Source organism: Methylobacterium sp. Leaf102 (genome assembly GCF_001422425.1).
Taxonomy (GTDB): Bacteria; Pseudomonadota; Alphaproteobacteria; order Rhizobiales; family Beijerinckiaceae; genus Methylobacterium.
Map to the genome: position 1 here is coordinate 128201 of NZ_LMMX01000002.1, position 20108 is coordinate 148308.

Consider the following 20108-nt stretch of genomic DNA (forward strand, 5'->3'; position numbering starts at 1 on the left):
ATCCGCCGGGACCACCCTGCGGACCACCCCGAGACGAACTTTCCTTGGGAGCGGGGCCAAAAAGATAACGGTCGGCGCGAAACGCGCGAAGTGTTAGACCACGCCGGCATCTCCGGGTGATGACAGCCCTTTACCTTTCGCGCGCCTCGGTCCCGATCCGCGCCCATGGACACCGTGAAGGCCATGACCGACTTCCATCGCATCAAGCGCCTGCCTCCCTACGTCTTCGAGCAGGTGAACCGGATCAAGGCCCAGGCCCGCGCCAACGGCGCCGACATCATCGATCTCGGCATGGGCAACCCGGACCTCGACGCGCCGCGTCACGTCATCGCCAAGCTGGTCGAGACCGCCGGGCGTCCGCGCACGGACCGGTATTCGTCGTCCAAGGGCATCGCCGGCCTGCGCCGGGCCCAGGCGAACTACTACAAGCGCCGCTTCGGCGTGAGCCTGAACCCCGACACCCAGGTGGTGGCGACGCTGGGCTCCAAGGAGGGCTTCGCCAACATGGCCCAGGCCATCACGGCGCCCGGCGACGTGGTGCTGGTGCCCAACCCCAGCTACCCGATCCACGCCTTCGGCTTCCTCATGGCGGGCGGCGTGATCCGCTCGGTGCCGGCCGAGCCGACGCCGGCCTTCTTCCCCGCCGTCGAGAAGGCGATGCAGCACTCGATCCCCAAGCCCGTGGCGATCGTGGTCTGTTATCCCTCGAACCCGACGGCCTACGTGGCGAGCCTCGATTTCTACCGGGACCTCGTCGCCTTCGCCAAGCGCCACGAGATCATCATCCTGTCGGATCTCGCCTATGCCGAGGTCTATTTCGACGGCGAGCCGCCGCCCTCCGTGCTGGAGGTGCCGGGCGCCATCGACTGCACGGTCGAGTTCACGTCCCTGTCGAAGACGTTCTCCATGGCCGGCTGGCGCATGGGCTTCGCCGTGGGCAACGAGCGGCTGCTGGCGGCGCTGACCCGGGTGAAATCCTACCTCGATTACGGCGCGTTCACGCCGATCCAGGTGGCGGCGACCGCCGCGCTGAACGGACCGGAGGACTGCATCGCCGAGATGCGCTCCATCTACAAGAAGCGCCGCGACGCCCTCATCGAGTCGTTCGACAAGACCGGCTGGAAGATCCCCAGCCCCTCCGCCTCGATGTTCGCCTGGGTGCCGATCCCGGAGAAGTACCAGGCGCTGGGCAGCCTCGAATTCTCCAAGCTCCTCCTGGAGAAGTCCGACGTGGCGGTGGCCCCCGGCATCGGCTTCGGCGAGCACGGCGACAACTTCGTGCGCATCGCCCTGGTGGAGAACGAGCAGCGCATCCGGCAGGCCGCCCGCAACATCCGGCGGTTCTTCGACAGCTCCGATCGGACGCTCCACAATGTGGTGCCCCCGGCCGCCGCCCCGGCCGGATCGCCCCCCCTCGCCAAGGCCGGCTGAGGCGCAAGGCCGGCTGAAGCGTACGCCGCCGCACTTGTTGCGCGGCGGCGACAGGCACCGGCAAAGCGGTGCACGGCCGGCCGGCGCGGCTTGTCACCCGTGGCCGGCATCCGCAGGGTCGGGCGATGTCGCGAGTTTCATTCGCAGAGGATCGCATGCGCCGATTGACCCTGATTGCCGCGCTGGCGCTGGCCGCGTCGGCCGGCGCCTGCGCCCCGAAGCCCATCGTCGCCCGTGACCCCGTCCCGGCGCCGGCGCCGGGCCTCGGCTATGCCTGCGACTCGCGCCCGGTGGTGCTGAACGCGTTCTACTCGAACTGCACCCCGATCCAGCGCGAGTCCGAAGTGGTGATCCACTCCAAGGGCTGACGGCAACGCGCCTTTCCGTTTCCCACAGGGCGAGGCCGCGCAGTCGCGTGGTGACGCCGAAGGGCCACGGACAGGGCGCCGGGTTTGCGCCATGGTGGGCGGCAGACGTATCCCTCCGATCCTCTCTCCCTGGAGCCTGCCCGTGTCGCTGACCTCGCGAACGATCCTCGCCGCCGGCCTCGTCGGGCTCGGACTCACCGCATCGGCCGTGGCCGAGACCCGCTACCACGCCGCCGACGGACCGGTGGTCCTACCCACCGACTTCGCCACGGGACGTCCGTTCCCCGATGATCCGCGCGCCATCCCGGTTCCGAGCGTGATGAACGGCGGGGGGTTCGGTTTCACCGGCACCGAGTATTTCAGCGACAGCCACAGCGAAGGCCGCCTCGACGGCTCGACCCGTCCGCGCGAATACGTCCTCAACCCGGCCCGCATCGGCCCGCAGGATTATCGCCGCTGAGGATCGGACGGCGCGCCCCGGGTGGGCGTGCGCCGCAGGCGTGAATCCACGAGGGCAGCGCCGGCGATGCCGGCCGCGTACGCCGTGAGGTTCCACAGGGAGAAGATCCGTCCGAGCAGGAGCTGTCCGGCCAGGGTCGCCCGGAATGCGTCGAGCCCCGGCGCGTGGACGAGGCGCACCAGCTCGACGGCAAGCGCCACGAGGGCGGCCAGGACGACGATGCGGCGGCGCGGGCGCGGCAGGACGGTCGCCACGAGGCCGTAGACCATCGCGCCCCAAAGGATCGACCCGCCATACTTCACCAGGGCCGGCGGCAAGCCCAAGGGCACGAGGCGCAGGACCGTGCCCATCGCCACAACCGCGACGGTGGCGGCGAGGAGCGTCGGGCGTTCCTGGGGCGGGGCGGTCGCGGTTCATGGTCCGGGTCGTCATCGGGGAGCGCTCCGGCGTTTACACCATGCGGGCGGGTCGGTATCACCCGCGCTCACACCTCGCACACGAGCCCGAAACACCAGATGCGCGCCGAGATCGAACAACTCTCGGATGCCGCCAAGCAGTCGATCGGACTGCTGAGGAGGCATCTTTGACTGGGATACCGTCGAAAAACGCCTCGCGGAGCTGAACGCGGCGTCCGAGGACCCGGCCCTGTGGAACGATGCGGAGGCCGCGCAGAACGTCATGCGCGAGCGCACGCAGCTCGACGAGGCCTTCACCTCCATCAAGCGCCTGTCCCAGGACCTCGACGACGCCGCCACCCTCATCGAACTCGGTGAGATGGAGGGCGACCAGGACACGGTTCTGGAAGGCGAGAACGGCGTCCGCGCCGTCGAGAAGGAGGCCGCGCGCCGCCAGATCGAGACCCTCCTGTCCGGCGAGGCCGACGGCTTCGACACCTATCTCGAAGTCCATTCGGGGGCCGGCGGCACGGAGAGCCAGGACTGGGCCAACATGCTCCAACGCATGTACGGGCGCTGGGCCGAGCGCAGGAAGTACAAGGTCGAGATCGTCGAGTGGTCGGACGGCGACGAGGCCGGGATCAAGGGCGCCACGCTCCTGATCAAGGGCCACAACGCCTACGGTTGGCTCAAGACCGAGTCGGGCGTGCACCGGCTGGTACGGATCTCGCCCTACGATTCGAGCGCGCGCCGGCACACGAGCTTCGCCTCCGTGTGGGTCTATCCGGTGATCGACGACCGCATCGTCATCGAGATCAAGGAATCCGACTGCCGCATCGACACCTACCGCTCGTCGGGCGCCGGCGGCCAGCACGTGAACACCACGGATTCCGCCGTGCGCATCACCCACAATCCCACCGGGATCGTGGTGGCGTGCCAGCAGGAGCGGTCGCAGCACAAGAACCGGGCCACCGCCTGGAACATGCTGCGCGCCCGCATGTACGAGGCCGAGTTGAAGAAGCGGGAGGAGAAGGCCAATGCCGAGGCCGCCGCCAAGACGGATATCGGCTGGGGCCACCAGATCCGATCCTACGTGCTGCAACCGTATCAGCTGGTGAAGGACCTGCGCACGGGGACGCAATCCACCGATCCGGACGCGGTGCTCGACGGGGCGCTGGATCCGTTCATGGAGGCATCCCTGGCCCAGCGTGTCTACGGCGGCGCCGACGCGGTCGAGGATCTCGACTGAGACTTTTCGGGCGACCCTTCTCTCAAGGAACCTGAGCGAGGGCGTCGGCCAACCGAAGGAAGCGCTGCGGATCGACGGGCTCCCCGTCGATCCGGGTCTCGTAATGCAGATGGCTCCCCGTCGAGCGGCCCGTCGAGCCGACGCGGCCGACGAGGGCCCCGGCTGCGACCCACTGCCCCGGTGTCACCGCGTAGGCTGAGAGATGCGCGTAGCGTGTCGCCAGCCCGTGGCCGTGATCGATCTCCACCATGTTGCCGTACCCGCCGTTGTAGTCGGCGACCGTGACGCGTCCGGCCGCCGTGGCGTAGGCCGGTTCACCGGTCTCGGCGCGCAGATCCAGGCCCGTATGCATGGCGTAGCCCCGCGTGAACGGGTCGAGGCGCGCCCCGAATGTGCTCGACACCGGCATGTCGCCGGCGATGGGCCGTCGCAGGGGCAAGGTCTCAGTGATGCGGCGAAGGGCGGCCGCCTCGGCGACGGCCCGTTGCGCCTGAGCAGCGGCGATCCCGAACGGATCGTCGCCGAGGGGCACCAGGGGTCCGCCGAGGCCGGGCTCGCGCGACTCGAACCGCGACGGATCCAGGCCTGTTCGGGCAACGAGTCCGCGTAGGCGCTGAGCCGTGCGTCCGGCACTCGCGCCGATGCCGGCGACCGCTCGGGACTGAGCCTCGGCCAAGCCGTCGAGGCGGCGCGCCAGATCGGCCACGACGAGGCCGGTGCGGCGGAAGGATTCCCGGGCGCCGCGCAGATCCAGGGGCTCGACCGGGGAATCTACAGCCGGCACCGGTTCCGGTGTCGGGAACGGCTTGGCCGTGGCGCCGGGACGCCGCTGGGCGGCCTCACGCACGATCTCGTCCTCGGCCGGTACCTGGGCCGGCAATTCGGGCAGGCGGGACGCCATGGGGTCGCCGGCCAAAGCCGAGAGTACGCCCTGACGCGATTCGAGGGCAGCCTGGCGCCGGGACAGATCGGCCAGACGCGTCGCGAGGCCGTCGCGCGTCGTCACCTGCTCCACGGTTGCCCGTTCGAGTTCGAAGCGGAGGGCGGCGATGCGCGACTCGTAGCCGTACTGCATCGTACTCTGCTGCGACACGAAGCGAGCCAGCACTTCGTCGTGGAACACGAGGTAGTAGGTGGCTCCACCGGCCCAGGCCGTCGAGAGTGCCAACGCTGCACCGAGGACCCACAGACCGGGTCCCCGCCCGAAGGGACCGGCTCCCGGTCCGGCCACGGCCTTGGGCTTCGCCGTGTCGTGGGGCTGACGTGTGAGGAAGGGCATCGACGTGAACCTGATCCAACACGCACCATCTGGCCGGATCAGGGTTAACGAAGGCTCACCATCACGCCTTGGGATTCACCATGCGGGTCGGGGGCGTCACGCCGATGCCGGCTCAGGCCTCGCCCTGCGCCGCCGCCAGGACCTCCTCGGCATGGCCCGGAACCTTCACCTTCGGCCAGATCCGGACGATGCGGCCCGAGCGGTCGAGGAGCATCGTCGTACGCTCGACCCCCATGTACTTCCGGCCGTACATGCTCTTCTCGACCCACACCCCGTAGGCCTCCAGCATGGCCTTCGGCTCGTCCGAGGCCAGCGGAAAGGTAAGGTCGTACTTCGCCCTGAACTTGTCGTGGCTCTTCACCGAATCGGGCGAGACTCCGATCACGATCGTGTCGGCAGCCGCGAATGCGGGCCCGAGGGCGTTGAATCCCTGCGCTTCCAGGGTACACCCGCTCGTGTCGTCTTTCGGGTAGAAGTACAGAACCACCTTGCGGCCGGTGAGATCGCCCAGGCGGATGGCGTCGCCGCCAGCCCCGGGCAGATCGAAGTCGGGAGCCTGATCTCCGGTAACGAGGGGCATGATGCCTTCCTTTCGGCCGATTGATGGTGTGCCTGGGGCCAACGCCATGGCCCGGGTCGAATGCCCGAGAAGCCTTTCCTCCACGGACCGCCGCTCGATAGCCCGAGGGTGCGTTCCGATCCAGCGGCTCACGGATTGATGGTTCAGGACACGGTCACGGGTTTGCGGCCGGGCCGCGTGGCCGGACGGCGGCGGCGCTGGGTCCTCTGGCCCGTACTGATCCTCGTGCTCGGCGCCGGCCTCGGGCTCGCCGGCCTGGTTTGGCGCTTGTCCAACGGTCCCCTGCGCATCGACGGCATGTCGGAGCGTGTCGCATCGGCCATCGCCGGCAGCATCGGCACGGGCTGGCGCGTGACCTTGCGCGACAGCGCCCTGGAGCTCGATTCGGAAAATTCCCTGGCCCTGCGGGTGGCCGGGCTCGACATCTACAACTCCGAGGGTGCCCTCGTGGTGCGGGCGCCGCAGGCCGTGGTGAGCCTCGACACCTGGGGCCTCGCCCGCCTCTCGGTCCAGCCGCGCGCCATCGAATTCCGCGACCTCCAGATGACCGCCCTGGTTCACCGCAACGGCGCCATCGCGTTCGCGGCGAACGACCCCGATCAGGCCGGGGCCGTCCAACCCCATACCCTGCCGAGCGTCGACGCCACGCAAGGGGCCGTTTCGCCGATCTCGGCCACCGTGGCGTCGATCTTCGGAGTGGTGCTGGATTCCGCCGGGATCGTCGGGGCGCTCGACCGGGCGCGCATCACCAACGGCCGCCTCACCCTCATCGACGACGACGCCCGCCAGCGCGCGGTGTTCGAGCACGTCAACGGCCTGTTCCGGCGCGACGCCACCCGCAACGCCCGCGTGTTCGAACTGCGCATCGACGGTCCGCACGGGGAATGGCGTTTCGGCGGCGACGTGCAGGAGGCCGGCGGCACCCGCCGCACGGGCATCATCACCCTCGACGATCTGCCGATCACCGACCTGCTGCTGCTCTCCGGTCAGTCGAAGCTGCCGGTGGAGACCGACCTCAAACTCTCGGCCAAGGCCGACGTCGCCCTCGACGCCGGACGGATCGAGTCGATGGCGGCCACGATCCGAACCAGCGACGGCAACTTCCTCATCGAGGAGAAGGACTTCAACCCCGTCACCATCGACAGCCTCGCGGCGAAGGTGAGCTGGGACGAGGCGGGCCGGGCGATGAAGCTCGATGCCCTCGACTATCGCGGCGCCGGCAACTCGGCTCGTCTCACCGGGGCCTGGACCGCAGGGGCTCCGGATTCCGACATCGCCTGGACCATGAGCCTCGCCGGGCGCGACGCCACCCTGCGGGGCGCCAACGCGCAGGACCGCCCCGTCGCGATCGAATCCCTGTCGGCGCATCTCACGGGGCGGGCCGGCGGCATCGCCATCGACGATTTCTCCGTCAAGGCCGGCCCGGCGAGCGGGCGGATCACCGGCACCCTCGGCACCACCGCCGACGACGACGGGCTGACCCTGCGCATCGCCGCGGCCAACACCGATGGGCGCATGGCCATGCGCCTGTGGCCCGAACACGTGGCGCCGGCGGCGCGCAACTACCTCGTCGATTACCTGCGCGGGGGAAAAGTCGACAGCGTCGACATCACCGTCGACATGAGCGGCAGCGAACTCGCCGCCGCGACGCGCGGCGAACCGATGCCCGACAATGCCGTGCACATCGCCTTCGCCGTCTCCGACGCGACGCTCGCGGTCTCGGACGACGCGCCGCCCCTGAGCCGTGGCCGCGTCACCGGTGTCATCACCGGCCTCACCACCACCATCCGCAACGTGACCGCCGACCTGCGCATGGCCGACAACCGCGTCCTGTCCATCACCGACGGATCCTTCGTCATCCCGAAGATCACCCCGGAGGCGGTGGTGGCGCAGATCGGCATGCGCCTCGGAGGCGGGGCCGATGCCCTCGTCTCCCTGATGCAGACGAAGATGTTCAAGACCCTGACCGGCGTCGACATCGATCCGGCCAGCGTGAAGGGCACGGCCGACCTACGCATCGACTTCCCGCTGAACCTCAAGCAGATCCCCGACCTCCCGGACCTGCCGGTGACCATCGGGGGCACGCTCACGGATGTCGGCGTCGACAAGGCCTTCGGCAAGGAGCGCCTCGACGCCGGGCGGTTCACGGTGTCCTACGATCGCGGCGCCTTCGCCCTCAAGGGCGATGCCCGCGTCATGGGCTCGCCCCTCACGGTGGATCTGCGTCAGCCCAAGCCCGGGGCGCCTGGCGAAGTTCTCGTCGGTCTGAGCCTCGACGAGGCCCTGCGCGCCAAGAAGGGCCTGCCCGTCGCGCCCCAGCTCACCGGCGCCATTCCGGTGAGGATCGCCGTGCCCATCGGACGCCCGGGTTCGGGCAAGCCGCCGATCCGGATCGAGGCCGATCTGGCCCGTGCGGGCATCGACGGCATCGTGCCGGGCTTCACCAAGGCCGCCGGAAAACCTGGCCGCCTCGCCTTCACGTTGATCGAGAACGCGTCGGGTGGCGGGTTCGAGCTGCGCGACATCGTCCTCGACGCAGCCCCGGCTGCGGCGCGGGGTACGGCGAGCCTCGGGGCGGACGGCCAGTTCGAGCGGGCCGATCTGTCGAGCCTGAAGCTCTCACCGGGCGATGACATGCGCCTGCAGCTCGAACGCTCCGGAAACACCTATCGGATCGGCGTCAAGGGCGCCGTGGCCGATGCCCGCCCGATCCTGCGCGGGCTCACCGGCCAGGATGGCAAAAGCAAGGGCGACGCCGCCCCCAAGGACATCGACGCCGACCTCTCCCTCGCCATCCTCACGGGCTTCAACGGAGAGGCTCTGACCAACGCCTCCGTCAAGCTCGTCCTGAAGGGCAAGGACGTCCGCTCCGGCCGGGTCCAGGGCCGCTTCGGAGCGGCCCCGTTCACCGCTCAAATCGGCCGCTCGGACCAGGGCCCGACCCTGACGCTGGACACCCAGGATGCCGGCGCGACCCTGCGGTTCGCCGACATCTACAAGCGGATGTATGGCGGCCGGCTGATCATGAGCACCGCTCTCAACGACGGACCGCAGGCGGGCGTCGTGCAGATCCGCAATTTCGTCCTGCGCAACGAGCCGGCCCTGTCGAGCATCATGGCGCAGGGACCGGCGAGCAGCGAGATCGTCGATGCGCGCGGCCGCAAGCAGATCGTGCAGAACGCCGGCAACGACGTGACCTTCGACCGCCTGCGCGCCAATTTCGTCCGCACCGGCGCGCGGGTCGACTTCACCGACGCGGCGATCTCCAACGCCGCCATGGGCTTCACCCTGAACGGCTACCTCGACACGGCGAAAGAACGCACGGACATCAACGGCACCTTCGTGCCGCTCTACGGCCTGAACAACGTGGTGTCGCAACTGCCGATCCTCGGACAGCTCCTCGGCGGCGGGCACAACGAGGGTCTGTTCGCCCTCAACTTCCGCGTCGCCGGCCGGCTGTCGAAGCCCGATGTCAGCGTCAATCCCCTTTCCGCCCTGGCGCCCGGCATCCTGCGCAAGCTCTTCAGCGCCGGCGGGGGCAACGACGGGATCATGGGGGCCGCGCCCATGGGCGAGACCGAACGATAGGCCGCGCAGCCCGGGCCGGGGCGTCTACCCGACCTTCAGCAGCACGTGCTTCTTGCGGCCGAAGGACAGCTTGATCACCCCGTCCGCCGTCACGTCGCCCGTGCGCAGCACCGCCCGCTCGTCGGTCAGCGCTACGTCGTTCACCCGCAGGCCGCCACCCTTGATCTGGCGGCGGGCCTCACTCGTGGACGGCACCAGCTTGGCGTATTCCGGACCGAAGGCCGAGAGCACGCCGAGCCCGGCATCGAGGAGGTCGGCCGAGACGATCACGGTCGGCAGATCCTGCGACACGCTGCCTTCGACGAAGGTCTTCCGCGCCGTCTCGGCGGCACTGTCCGCCGCCTCGCGTCCGTGCATCAGGGCCGTGGCCTCGCTTGCCAGGACCTTCTTGGCCTCGTTGATCTCGGCGCCCTGCAGCGCCGACAACCGGGCGATCTCCCCCATAGGCAGCAGGGTGAACAGCTTGAGGAAGCGGCCGATATCGGCATCTTCGGTGTTGCGCCAGAACTGCCAGTAATCGTACGGCGAGAGCATGCCGGCATCGAGCCACACGGCCCCGGCGGCGGTCTTGCCCATCTTGGCGCCCGAGGCCGTGGTGAGGAGCGGGCAGGTGAGGCCGTAGAGTTGCGGCGTGCCCATCCGGCGCCCGAGATCGATGCCGTTGACGATGTTGCCCCATTGGTCCGAGCCGCCCATCTGCATCGTGCAGCCGTAGCGGCGGTTCAGCTCGACGAAGTCGTAGGACTGGAGGATCATGTAGTTGAATTCGAGGAACGACAGTTCCTGGTCGCGCTCCAGCCGCATGCGGACGCTGTCCATGGACATCATCCGGTTGACGGAGAAATGCCGGCCGATATCGCGCAGCATCTCGATGTAGTTGAGCTTCGTCAGCCATTCGGCATTGTCGACCATGGTCGCGGCGTTGCGGCCGCCCTCGAACTTGAGGAACCGCGCGAACGTCTTCTGAATGCCGAGCTTGTTCTCCTCGATCTGCGCGAGGGTGAGGATCTTTCGTGATTCGTCGCGGCCGGAAGGGTCGCCGACCCGGGTGGTGCCGCCGCCCATGAGGGTGATGGGCGTGCCGCCCGTGGCCTGGAGCCAGTGCAGCATCATGATCGACAGGAGGTGGCCGACATGGAGCGAGGCCGCCGTGCAATCGTAGCCCACATAGGTGGTGAGCCGGCCTTCCAGCGCCGCCGCGTCGATGCCGGCAAGGTCCGAGCCCTGGTGGATGAAGCCGCGCTCGGACAGCACTCGGAGGAAATCGGATTTCGGAGCGAAGGCGTCGGGCGCGGGGGACATGGACGGTTCCGGTGTCGGAGGATCACGGGGGTGGGACACGGCGCGGACCGGCGTGATAGCACCGCGCGTCATTGCGCCGGCTCTTAGCAGGGCTGACCGAGGAAGGCACGACCATGACCATGATGCGCGCCATCGGCCTGATGAGCGGAACGTCCCTCGACGGCGTCGACGTCGCCCTCATCGAGACCGACGGGCACGACGTGCGGGTGGTGCAGAGCCACAACGGCTACCTCGAACCCCTCGGCCCCACGGGCTATCGCGGCTACTCGGACGAGGATCGCGATCTGCTGCGCCGCGCGCTCGCCGATTCGGAGGCCGTCACGGCGCGGGAGGATCGGCCGGGGTGCCTTCCCGAGGCGGAGGCCTTCGTCACCGCTGCCCATGCCGAAGCGGTGGAGAGTTTCCTCGCCGACAACGGCCTGACGCCCGCCGACATCGACGTCATCGGCTTCCACGGCCAGACCGTGGTGCACCGGCCCGACCAGCGCATGAGCGTGCAGATCGGCGACGGGGCGGCGCTCAGCCGTCGCCTCGGCATCCCCGTGGTGTCGGACCTGCGCCATGCCGACATCGCGGCGGGCGGACAAGGCGCCCCCCTGGTGCCGGTGTTCCATCAGGCGCTCGCCCGCGCCTCGGGCTTCGAGGGCGCGCTCGGCATCCTCAACATCGGCGGCGTCGCCAACGCCACCCTCATCGCCTCGAACGGCGAAGTCATCGCCTTCGACACCGGGCCGGGCAACGCGCTCATCGACGACTGGATGCGCGAGCGCACGGGCCGCCCCCTGGACGACGGCGGCCGCACCGCCGCGCGGGGACGCCCCGATGAGCCGCTGTTGGCCTGGCTCCTCATCCACCCGTTCTTCGCGCGCCGGCCGCCGAAGTCGCTCGATCGCAACTGGTTCTCGCACAAGCTCGCCGGACAGCTCTCGACGGAGGACGGCGCGGCGACGCTCACGGCCTTCACGGCCCGCGCCGTGGCGCGGGCGTTGGACCACGCGCCCGAGATTCCGGCCCGCTGGATCGTCGCCGGCGGAGGGGCGCGCAACGGCGAACTGGTGCGCCTCCTGAACTACCACCTGCGCGCCGAGATCACGACGGCCGACGCCATCGGCTGGTCCTCGGCCTATCTCGAGGCCCAGGCCTTCGCGCATCTCGCCGTGCGCTCGCTGAAAGGCCTGCCGATCACCTTCCCGTCGACCACGGGGGTGCGCGAGGCGATGACGGGCGGCGTGCTGGCGCGGCCGGAGGACTGAAGGCATTCACACCGATTCGTGACCGGACACGGTGGCGGCGGCGCGCGTTCTCTCCTGGAATTCCTCCAGACGAGAGAACCATGGGCGAGACCTACCTGCGCTATCACGACGGCATCGAGACGCCGAAACCCGACGAGGATGCGGTGATCGACAAGATCATCGCCTCGATGATCCGCGAGAGCGGGACCACGGCGAAGCGCTACGGCCACGCCGTGCGTGCCTCCCACGCCAAGGTCAGCGGCGTGGTCGTGGGCGAGCTGCACATTCCAGACAACCTGCCGCCGGAACTGGCGCAGGGCCTGTTCGCCAAGCCCGGCACCCATCCGGTGGTGGTGCGCTTCGCGCAGGGCCCCGGCGAGCTCCTCAAGGACTCCGTGTCCACCCACCGCGGCATGGCCATCAAGGTGTTCGGCGTCGAGGGCGAGAAACTCCCGGGTCACGACGCCCCGACGCAGGACTTCGTCCTCGCCACCGGCCCGGTCTTCCCCAACCCCGACGCGGCGGGCTTCCTCGGCAGCATGAAGCAGCTCGAGCTCGGCACAAAAGCGCCGGAAGATGTGAAGGTCATCGTCTCGAAGATGGCCCAGGCCGCCAACACCCTAGTGAAGACCTTCACCGGCAAGGACACGCCGATCTTCGACTTCTTCGGCCACGCCCCGAAACATCCCCTGGCCGAGCCGTATTACAGTCAGGCGGCCCTGCGGTACGGCGACCACGTCGCCAAGCTCGGCGCCTTCCCGGCGACGGCGGCCCAGGGCGCCCTGGCCGACGCGACCCTCGACCCCGGGGCGGACCCGGACGTGTTCCGCCATGCCGTGACGGCGCAGTTCCGCGAGGCCGAGGCGGTGTTCGAGATCCGGGTCCAGCTCTGCACCGATCTCGACGCCATGCCCATCGAGGACGCCTCGAAGGAATGGTCCGACACGAAAAGCCCCTATCGCACGGTGGCCCGCCTCGTCTTGCCTGTGCAGGTGGCCGACAGCCCGGCGCGCCTCGCCTACGCCGACGATGTGCTGGGATTCCGCCCCGCCCATAGCCTCGCCGCGCACCGGCCGCTCGGCTCCCTCATGCGGGCACGCCTCAAGACCTACGCGGCCCTCTCGCGCTTCCGGCACGAGCGCAACGCCGTGTCCGAGGTGGAACCCCGGGGAATCGCTGACGTCCCGGCCTGAAGACCGCCGGGCCGGCGCCGCATGGGACGGGCGCCGGCCCGGCATTTGTGACTCGCGAAGACCCGCGCTAGAGCGGGGGCACCATGTCCCACAACACCTTCGGCCACCTCTTCCGCGTCACCACCTTCGGCGAGAGCCACGGCGTCGCCCTCGGCTGCATCGTCGACGGCTGCCCGCCCGGGGTGCCCATCGAGGCCGCCGATATCCAGGCGGAGCTGGACCGTCGCAAGCCCGGCCAGTCGCGCTTCACCACTCAGCGGCGCGAGCCCGATCAGGTCCGCATCCTCTCGGGCGTGTTCTCGGACGACCGCACCGGCGGCCGGCAGCTCACCACCGGCACGCCCATCGCCCTGGAGATCGAGAACACCGACCAGCGCTCGAAGGATTACTCGGAGATCCGCGACAGCTACCGGCCGGGCCATGCCGACTACGCCTACGACGCCAAGTACGGCATCCGCGATTACCGCGGCGGCGGACGCTCCTCGGCCCGCGAGACCGCCGCCCGCGTCGCCGCCGGGGCCATCGCGCGCCGAGTCCTGCCGGACGGCGTCGTCATCCGTGCCGCCCTGGTGCAGATGGGCCCGCACGCCGTCGACCGGTCGCGCTGGGACTGGGACGAAGTCGCCCGTAACCCGTTCTTCTGCCCCGATGCCGGGACGGCGGCGTTCTACGAGACCTACCTCGATGAGATCCGAAAGGACGGCTCGTCCATCGGCGCGGTGATCGAGGTGGTGGCCGAGGGCGTGCCGCCCGGCCTCGGCGCGCCGATCTACGGCAAGCTCGACGCGGATCTCGCCGCCGCGATGATGTCCATCAACGCCGTGAAGGGTGTCGAGATCGGTGACGGTTTCGCGTCCGCTGCCCTGCGCGGCGAGGACAACGCCGACGAGATGCGCTCGGGCAATGCCGGCGCCCCCACCTTCCTCGCCAACCATGCCGGCGGCGTGCTGGGCGGCATCTCCACCGGCCAGCCGATCGTCTGCCGATTCGCCGTGAAGCCGACCTCGTCGATCCTGACGCCGCGCATGAGCGTGACCAACGACAACCGGGACGTCGACCTCGTCACCAAGGGCCGCCACGACCCCTGCGTTGGCATCCGCGCCGTACCGGTGGCCGAGGCCATGATGGCCTGCGTCCTTGCCGATCACTATCTGCGCCACCGGGGGCAGGTGGGCGAGCGGGCCTGAGCCCGCCCCACCCCGCCGTACCCGCCATCGTGATTCCGAGAGATTTGCCCGTGCCCCACACCCATGTCACGCAGGCCATCGAGGCCTATGCCCGCGGCGAGATCGTCGTGGTCACCGACGACGACGATCGCGAGAACGAGGGCGATCTCGTCGTCGCCGCCTCCCTCTGCACGCCGGAGAAGATGGCCTTCATCGTCCGCAACACCTGCGGCATCGTCTGCGCGCCCCTGACCCGGGCCGAGGCCAGGCGCCTGCGCCTCGATCCCATGGTGGCGGCCAACGATGCGCCGCTGGGCACCGCCTTCACCGTGACGGTGGACGTGAAGCACGGGCTCACCACCGGCATCTCCGCCGAACAGCGCTGCAACACCGTACGGGCGCTCGCCAACGGCAACATGGGCGAGTCGGACTTCGTACGGCCCGGCCACGTCTTCCCCCTCATCGCCAAGGATGGCGGCGTGCTCATGCGCTCCGGCCACACCGAGGCGGCCGTCGACCTGTGCAAGCTCGCCGGTCTCCCGCCCGTCGGCGTGATCTGCGAGCTCGCCAACGACGACGGCACCGTGATGAAGGGCCCGCAGATCACGGCCTTCGCGGACACGCACGATCTGAAACGCGTCTCGGTGGCCGACCTCATCGCCTACCGGCAGGCTCGTGAAAAGCTGGTCGAGCGCGTCGGGACCTTCCCGGTGACCACGGAGGCGGGCGTGATGACGGGCTACGCCTACACCACGCCATTCGAGACCGTGCAGCAATTCGCTTTCGTGTACGGCGACATCGGCGACGGGCGCGACGTGCTGGTGCGCCTGCACCGCTCCAACGTGGTGGCCGACGTGATCGAGGGCGGCCGGCAGATCGAGGCGGTGAAACGCCGCTTCGTCCAGGAAGGCCGGGGCATCCTCGTCTACCTTCGCGATGGCTCGGCGGGTGTTCCGCTCCAGTCCTATGCCGAGGAGGGCGCGGAGGCCCAGCGCGTGCGGGCCTGGCGCGAAGTCGGCCTGGGCGCACAGATCCTGCGCGACCTCGGTGTCGTCTCGATCCGGAACCTCGCGACCTCGTCGCGGGCCTATGTCGGTCTGTCGGGCTTCGGGATCGAGTTTTTGGGGGACGAGCGCCTGGAGGGGTAAGATGCCGTGAGGTCATCCTGAATCACCACAGGGAAGCGCAACACGGAGAAAGGCCGGATCGCAGCCTCGTCCGCCGTGATCCGGCGGACGCTCACCGCCCCATCAGCGCGTCCACGTGCGCAGCCACAGACAAGCCCAGGCCCTTGAGGCTGTAGCCGCCCTCCAGCACCGAGACGACGCGCCCACCCGCGTGCTTCTCGGCGATCTCCATGACCCGGCGCGTGGCCCAGCCGAAATCCGCCTCGTCGAGCTGGATATGGGCCAGGGGATCGAGGCGGTGGGCGTCGAACCCCGCCGAGATCACGATGAGGTCGGGGGCGAACGCCTCCAACCGGCGCAGGATGCCGGCCTCGAACACCTCCCGGAAGCGCTCGCTGCCGTCGCCGGCGCGCAGGGGCACGTTGACGATGGTGTCGTGGTTGCCGCGCTCCGAGGCGGCGCCCGTGCCGGGATAGAGCGGCATCTCGTGCGTCGAGGCGTAGAGGACGCTCGCGTCGTCCCAGAAGATGTCCTGGGAGCCGTTGCCGTGGTGGACGTCCCAGTCGATCAGGGCGACGCGGGAGGCGCCGTGCGCCTGCCGCGCATGGCGCGCCGCGATGGCCGCGTGGTTGAACACGCAGAAGCCCATGGCCTGCATGCGCTCGGCGTGGTGGCCGGGCGGACGCATGGCCACGAAGGCGTTGCGGCACTCGCCCTTCATCACCGCGTCGACGGCATGGACCGCCCCGCCGACGCCGCGCAGGGCCGCCTCGATGGTGCCGGGCGACAGCAGGGTGTCGCCGTCGATCTGGACGAAGCCTTCGCGCGGGGCGGCTTCGATGAGAGCCTGCACGTAGGGTACGGGATGGACCAGGGTCGGCACCGCCGCGTCGGCGAGGGGGGCGAGCCCACGCACGAGGCCGGCGAATCGCTCGTCCTCCAGCACCCGGTCCACGGCGCGGATCCGCTCGGCACTCTCGGGGTGCCCGGCCGGCATGGCGTGGTCGAGGGCAGCGGGATGGCTCACGTAAAGCGTCGTCACATCATCCCTCCCGAGCGGATGCCCGCCGTTGTCGTTGCGTTGAAGCAACAGGCGATGCAATTGCGCCACGTCTTCGTCGCGTGACCCTACGTTGGGATGCGCGCTCGGGTTAGGTTGCGCAAGACCTCATCAACCAAGTTCCTCATCAACCAAGTTTGTGTCGCGCCGGATTTTCGGCACGACGCGGGCATGCCGACAGGCCCGTTCCATGCGCCCACTTCCCCTCCTGGCCGCCCTCGCGTGCGCGCTCTCCCTGACCGCCTGCAACACGCAGACCGCCAACGTCGCCGCGCCGGGGGTGACCCAGACGGCCGCGGCGACGTCGGCCGCCCTTACAGGCGAGGCGCGCGACAAGGCGTGGATGAAACTCGCGCCCAGTGCCGTCATCGACCCGAAGATCGCCCGCGCCACCGTCGATTACCCTACCCGGGAAGCGCCCGGCACCGTGATCGTGGTCACGAAGGAGCGCCGGCTGTACTTCGTGCTGCCCGACGGCAAGGCCGTGCGCTACCCCGTGGCGGTCGGCCATGCGGGCATGGCCTGGGCCGGTACGGCGGAAGTCGACCGCAAGGGCGAGTGGCCGGACTGGAACCCGCCCCCCGAGATGCTGGCGCGCCGGCCCGATCTGCCCAAGCGCCTCGAAGGCGGACCGACGAGCCCGATCGGGGCGCGTGCCCTCTACCTCGCCGAGGGCAAGAAGGACACGCTGTTCCGCATCCACGGCACCAACGAGCCCGAGAAGATCGGCCAGGCGGTCTCGTCCGGCTGCATCCGCATGCTCAACGACGACGTGGTCGACCTCTACGACCGCGTGCCCATCGGCTCGAAGGTCATCGTGCGCTGATCGCACGGAGAGCGCACCGCCATCCGCCCGACGGGCGTCCGCGTCCCTCGGGTTTAGACATCTTTCGATAAGTCTCATTCGTGATCAGGCTTTAACCTGAACGTTGATTCAGATTTGGCCGTTAACTACTTGAAGCCTCCCGGCCCGCATAGTCCAACCATAGACACGGGCACAGACCGGCAAAGTCGAGACCGGAGAGGAATCAAGACATGATCAACCATTCGCTGCAGCTCTTCTGCAACCGTACCGTCGCCGCCGGCCGGATCACGGCCGCCGACGTCCAGGCTCTCGCCCGCGACGTGCTGCCGGACGGCTTCCTTACCCGCGACGAGGCCGACATGCTCATCGCCCTCGACCGGGCCGTGCCTCAGATCGATGCCGCCTTCGGCCCCTTCCTCATCGCGTCCATCGTCGATTTCGCAGTCTGGGGCGAGCGGCCCACGGGCACCATCGATGCCGGCACCGCCCGCTGGCTCGCCGCCTCCCTGCGCAACGGCACCGGCCCGACGCTCCTCGCCGGTCAGATCGCCCAGGCCGTGGTCCGCGAGGCCCAGTCGTGCGACGAAGCCCTCATCGCCTTCGCCCTGGAAGCCAACCGGCGCCGCGCCGCGGAGCCGGCCCGGATGGAGTTTCTCGCCGCGGCCTGAGAGGTCCTGCGGCGCGAACCTCCTGCAGGGCGAACGACCGGGGCAAGCTCCGGGCGCGCCGGGCGAGCACCGAACCGAAGAAACCCCGTCGTGCCGGGCCGGTCAGCTTTCCGAAGTCGGAGAACTGCTTTAACGGGAACGAGCTTGGGCGTCCCGCGCGCCCCGACCTTTCCTGACCGACCAGAGTGCCGGACCGATGTTCGAGAAGATCCTGATCGCGAACCGTGGCGAGATCGCCTGTCGCATCATCAAGACCGCCCGCCGCATGGGCATCAAGACCGTGGCGGTCTACTCGGACGCCGATCGTGACGCGGTGCACGTCGCCATGGCGGACGAGGCCGTGCATATCGGCCCGGCCCCGGCGGCGCAGTCCTACCTGCTCATCGACAAGATCATCGACGCCTGCAAGCAGACCGGCGCCCAGGCCGTGCATCCCGGCTACGGCTTCCTGTCCGAGCGCGAAGCGTTCCCGCGTGCCCTCGAGGCCGCCGGCATCGTCTTCATCGGCCCGAACCCGCACGCCATCGCGGCCATGGGCGACAAGATCGAATCGAAGAAGGCCGCCTCCGCCGCCAACGTCTCCACGGTGCCGGGCTTCCTCGGCGTCATCGAGAGCCCGGAGCACGCCGTCACCATCGCGGACGAGATCGGCTATCCGGTCATGATCAAGGCGTCGGCCGGCGGCGGCGGCAAGGGCATGCGCATCGCCTATTCCTCCGACGAGGTCGCCGAGGGCTTCGCCCGCGCCAAGTCCGAGGCCGCCTCGTCCTTCGGCGACGACCGGGTGTTCGTCGAGAAGTTCATCACCGATCCGCGCCACATCGAGATCCAGGTGATCGGCGACAAGCACGGCAACGTGATCTACCTCGGCGAGCGCGAATGCTCGATCCAGCGCCGCAACCAGAAGGTCATCGAGGAGGCGCCGTCGCCGCTCCTCGACGAGGAGACACGGCGGAAGATGGGCGAGCAGGCCGTGGCTCTGGCCAAAGCCGTGAACTACGACTCCGCCGGTACCGTCGAGTTCGTCGCCGGCCAAGACAAGTCGTTCTACTTCCTCGAGATGAACACCCGCCTGCAGGTCGAGCACCCCGTCACCGAGATGATCACCGGCCTCGACCTCGTCGAGATGATGATCCGCTCGGCCTACGGCGAGACGTTGCCCCTGGCGCAGACGGACGTGAAGCTCAACGGCTGGGCCGTCGAGAGCCGCGTCTACGCCGAGGACCCCACCCGCAACTTCCTGCCCTCCATCGGCCGCCTCACCACCTACCGGCCGCCGGCCGAGGGTCGGTTCGGCGACGCGATCGTGCGCAACGACACCGGCGTGGAGGAGGGCGGCGAGATCGCGATCCACTACGATCCGATGATCGCCAAGCTCGTGACCTGGGCGCCGACCCGGGCGCAGGCCATCGAATCACAGGGCGAGGCGCTGGACGCCTTCGCCATCGACGGCATCCGCCACAACATCCCGTTCCTGTCGGCCCTGATGGCGCATCCGCGCTGGCGCTCGGGCAACATCTCCACGGGCTTCATCGCCGAGGAGTTTCCCGAGGGCTTCTCCGCCCCCGAGCCCAGGGGCGAGATCGCCCAGGTCATGGCGGCCGCGGCCGCTGCCATCGATCACAAGCTCAACGAGCGCAAGCGCGGCATCTCCGGCCAGATGCGCGATCCGGCCCTGCTCCACTTCGAGCGCGACCGTGTCGTGATCCTGGCGGATGCGTCCTATCCGGTGACCGTCGATGCGGTCGGCGGCACGCTCATCGTCACGGGCGAGGACGGCACCACGTGGACTGTGCAGAGCGAGTGGCGCCCGGGCGAGCCCGTGTGGCAGGGCGAGATCGCCGGCAAGCGCGTGGCGATGCAGGTGCGCGGCCTCCTCAACGGCGTCGCGCTCCAGCATGCGGGTGCGGCGGCGCAGGCCCGGGTCTACACCCGGCGCGAGGCCGAACTCGCCGCCCTGATGCCGGTGAAGGTCGATGCCGGCTCGGGCAAGCAAGTGCTCTGCCCGATGCCCGGTCTCGTCAAGGCGATCCTGGTGCGTGAAGGCCAGGAGGTGAAGAACGGCGAGCCGCTCGCCATCGTCGAGGCGATGAAGATGGAAAACGTGCTCCGGGCGGAGCGCGACGCCACCGTCTCGAAGATCGCGGCGAAGGAGGGCGACAGCCTCGCCGTCGATGCGGTGATCCTCGAATTCGCCTGACGCGG

The 20108-nt window shown here is 69.3% G+C and carries 17 protein-coding genes; 12 read left to right on the top strand and 5 right to left on the bottom strand.

All coding sequences use genetic code 11. From position 1 onward, the window contains the following. The first annotated feature begins 183 nt into the window (after positions 1-183). The 3 genes from ASF27_RS04390 (at position 184) to ASF27_RS04400 (ending at position 2259) form a co-directional block, all read left to right on the top strand. On the top strand, positions 184-1431 hold the full coding sequence (locus ASF27_RS04390) for an LL-diaminopimelate aminotransferase (RefSeq protein ID WP_056175075.1): 1248 nt from the start codon (positions 184-186) through the stop codon (positions 1429-1431). Between the two features lie 155 nt (positions 1432-1586). After that, positions 1587-1799, top strand: coding sequence for a hypothetical protein (locus ASF27_RS04395; protein ID WP_056174792.1), 213 nt, complete (start codon positions 1587-1589; stop codon positions 1797-1799). 142 nt (positions 1800-1941) lie between these two features. After that, entirely contained in the window at positions 1942-2259 is a 318-nt protein-coding gene (locus ASF27_RS04400) for a hypothetical protein (RefSeq protein ID WP_244472897.1), read from the top strand. On the opposite strand, the gene ASF27_RS04405 is transcribed toward ASF27_RS04400, so the two are convergent. Beyond that, positions 2247-2609, bottom strand: coding sequence for a DUF2809 domain-containing protein (locus ASF27_RS04405; RefSeq protein WP_056358138.1), 363 nt, complete (start codon positions 2607-2609; stop codon positions 2247-2249). The two genes, ASF27_RS04400 and ASF27_RS04405, sit on opposite strands and share 13 nt — an antisense overlap. A gap of 165 nt (positions 2610-2774) precedes the next feature. Here ASF27_RS04405 and prfB point away from each other — a divergent pair. Next, positions 2775-3903, top strand: a protein-coding gene (prfB, locus tag ASF27_RS04410) for a peptide chain release factor 2 (RefSeq protein WP_156368860.1) whose coding sequence is annotated in 2 segments (ribosomal slippage) — positions 2775-2843 and positions 2845-3903 — 1128 coding nt in all. Because the reading frame shifts where the segments join, the coding sequence is not laid out codon by codon here. 22 nt (positions 3904-3925) lie between these two features. Here the strand turns inward: prfB and ASF27_RS04415 are convergent. Both ASF27_RS04415 and ASF27_RS04420 read right to left on the bottom strand, forming a co-directional pair. After that, positions 3926-5182: a M23 family metallopeptidase gene (locus tag ASF27_RS04415; protein WP_082478816.1), complete on the bottom strand. Its 1257-nt coding sequence runs from the start codon at positions 5180-5182 to the stop codon at positions 3926-3928. 112 nt (positions 5183-5294) lie between these two features. Next, positions 5295-5762 carry a peroxiredoxin gene (locus ASF27_RS04420; protein ID WP_056358071.1) on the bottom strand — a complete coding sequence of 156 codons (468 nt, stop codon included), beginning with the start codon at positions 5760-5762 and terminating at the stop codon, positions 5295-5297. Positions 5763-5900: 138 nt separating this feature from the next. On the opposite strand from ASF27_RS04420, the gene ASF27_RS04425 reads away from it, so the two are divergent. After that, positions 5901-9350 (top strand): DUF3971 domain-containing protein, encoded by a 3450-nt coding sequence (locus tag ASF27_RS04425; RefSeq protein ID WP_056358075.1) that lies wholly within the window; start codon positions 5901-5903, stop codon positions 9348-9350. Positions 9351-9374: 24 nt separating this feature from the next. Here the strand turns inward: ASF27_RS04425 and tyrS are convergent, their stop codons facing one another. Further along, complete coding sequence (gene tyrS, locus ASF27_RS04430) at positions 9375-10652, bottom strand: tyrosine--tRNA ligase (RefSeq protein WP_056174806.1); 1278 nt, start codon at positions 10650-10652, stop codon at positions 9375-9377. 113 nt (positions 10653-10765) lie between these two features. Here tyrS and ASF27_RS04435 point away from each other — a divergent pair, with 113 nt between their 5' ends. The 4 genes from ASF27_RS04435 to ribB all read left to right on the top strand — a co-directional run bounded on the left by ASF27_RS04435 (position 10766) and on the right by ribB (position 15391). After that, positions 10766-11905: an anhydro-N-acetylmuramic acid kinase gene (locus ASF27_RS04435; RefSeq protein ID WP_200918687.1), complete on the top strand. Its 1140-nt coding sequence runs from the start codon at positions 10766-10768 to the stop codon at positions 11903-11905. Between the two features lie 80 nt (positions 11906-11985). Further along, positions 11986-13077, top strand: a complete 1092-nt coding sequence (locus tag ASF27_RS04440; protein WP_056358078.1) for a catalase family protein — start codon at positions 11986-11988, stop codon at positions 13075-13077. An 83-nt stretch (positions 13078-13160) separates the two neighbouring features. After that, the gene (gene aroC / locus ASF27_RS04445; RefSeq protein WP_056303513.1) at positions 13161-14264 is read left to right on the top strand and encodes a chorismate synthase; all 1104 of its coding nucleotides are present in this window, start codon (positions 13161-13163) and stop codon (positions 14262-14264) included. A gap of 50 nt (positions 14265-14314) precedes the next feature. Beyond that, complete coding sequence (gene ribB, locus ASF27_RS04450; protein ID WP_056174811.1) at positions 14315-15391, top strand: 3,4-dihydroxy-2-butanone-4-phosphate synthase; 1077 nt, start codon at positions 14315-14317, stop codon at positions 15389-15391. A 91-nt stretch (positions 15392-15482) separates the two neighbouring features. On the opposite strand, the gene ASF27_RS04455 is transcribed toward ribB, so the two are convergent. After that, a complete protein-coding gene (locus tag ASF27_RS04455; RefSeq protein ID WP_056175080.1) occupies positions 15483-16412 on the bottom strand; it encodes a histone deacetylase family protein in 930 nt (309 codons plus the stop codon). Positions 16413-16620: 208 nt separating this feature from the next. Between ASF27_RS04455 and ASF27_RS04460 the strand changes: the two genes are divergently transcribed. The 3 genes from ASF27_RS04460 (at position 16621) to ASF27_RS04470 (ending at position 20103) form a co-directional block, all read left to right on the top strand. Further along, positions 16621-17256 carry a L,D-transpeptidase gene (locus ASF27_RS04460; RefSeq protein ID WP_056358081.1) on the top strand — a complete coding sequence of 212 codons (636 nt, stop codon included), beginning with the start codon at positions 16621-16623 and terminating at the stop codon, positions 17254-17256. A 209-nt stretch (positions 17257-17465) separates the two neighbouring features. Continuing rightward, positions 17466-17903 carry a hypothetical protein gene (locus tag ASF27_RS04465; protein ID WP_056261806.1) on the top strand — a complete coding sequence of 146 codons (438 nt, stop codon included), beginning with the start codon at positions 17466-17468 and terminating at the stop codon, positions 17901-17903. Between the two features lie 196 nt (positions 17904-18099). After that, a complete protein-coding gene (locus ASF27_RS04470; protein WP_056261809.1) occupies positions 18100-20103 on the top strand; it encodes an acetyl/propionyl/methylcrotonyl-CoA carboxylase subunit alpha in 2004 nt (667 codons plus the stop codon). Positions 20104-20108 lie beyond the last annotated feature (5 nt).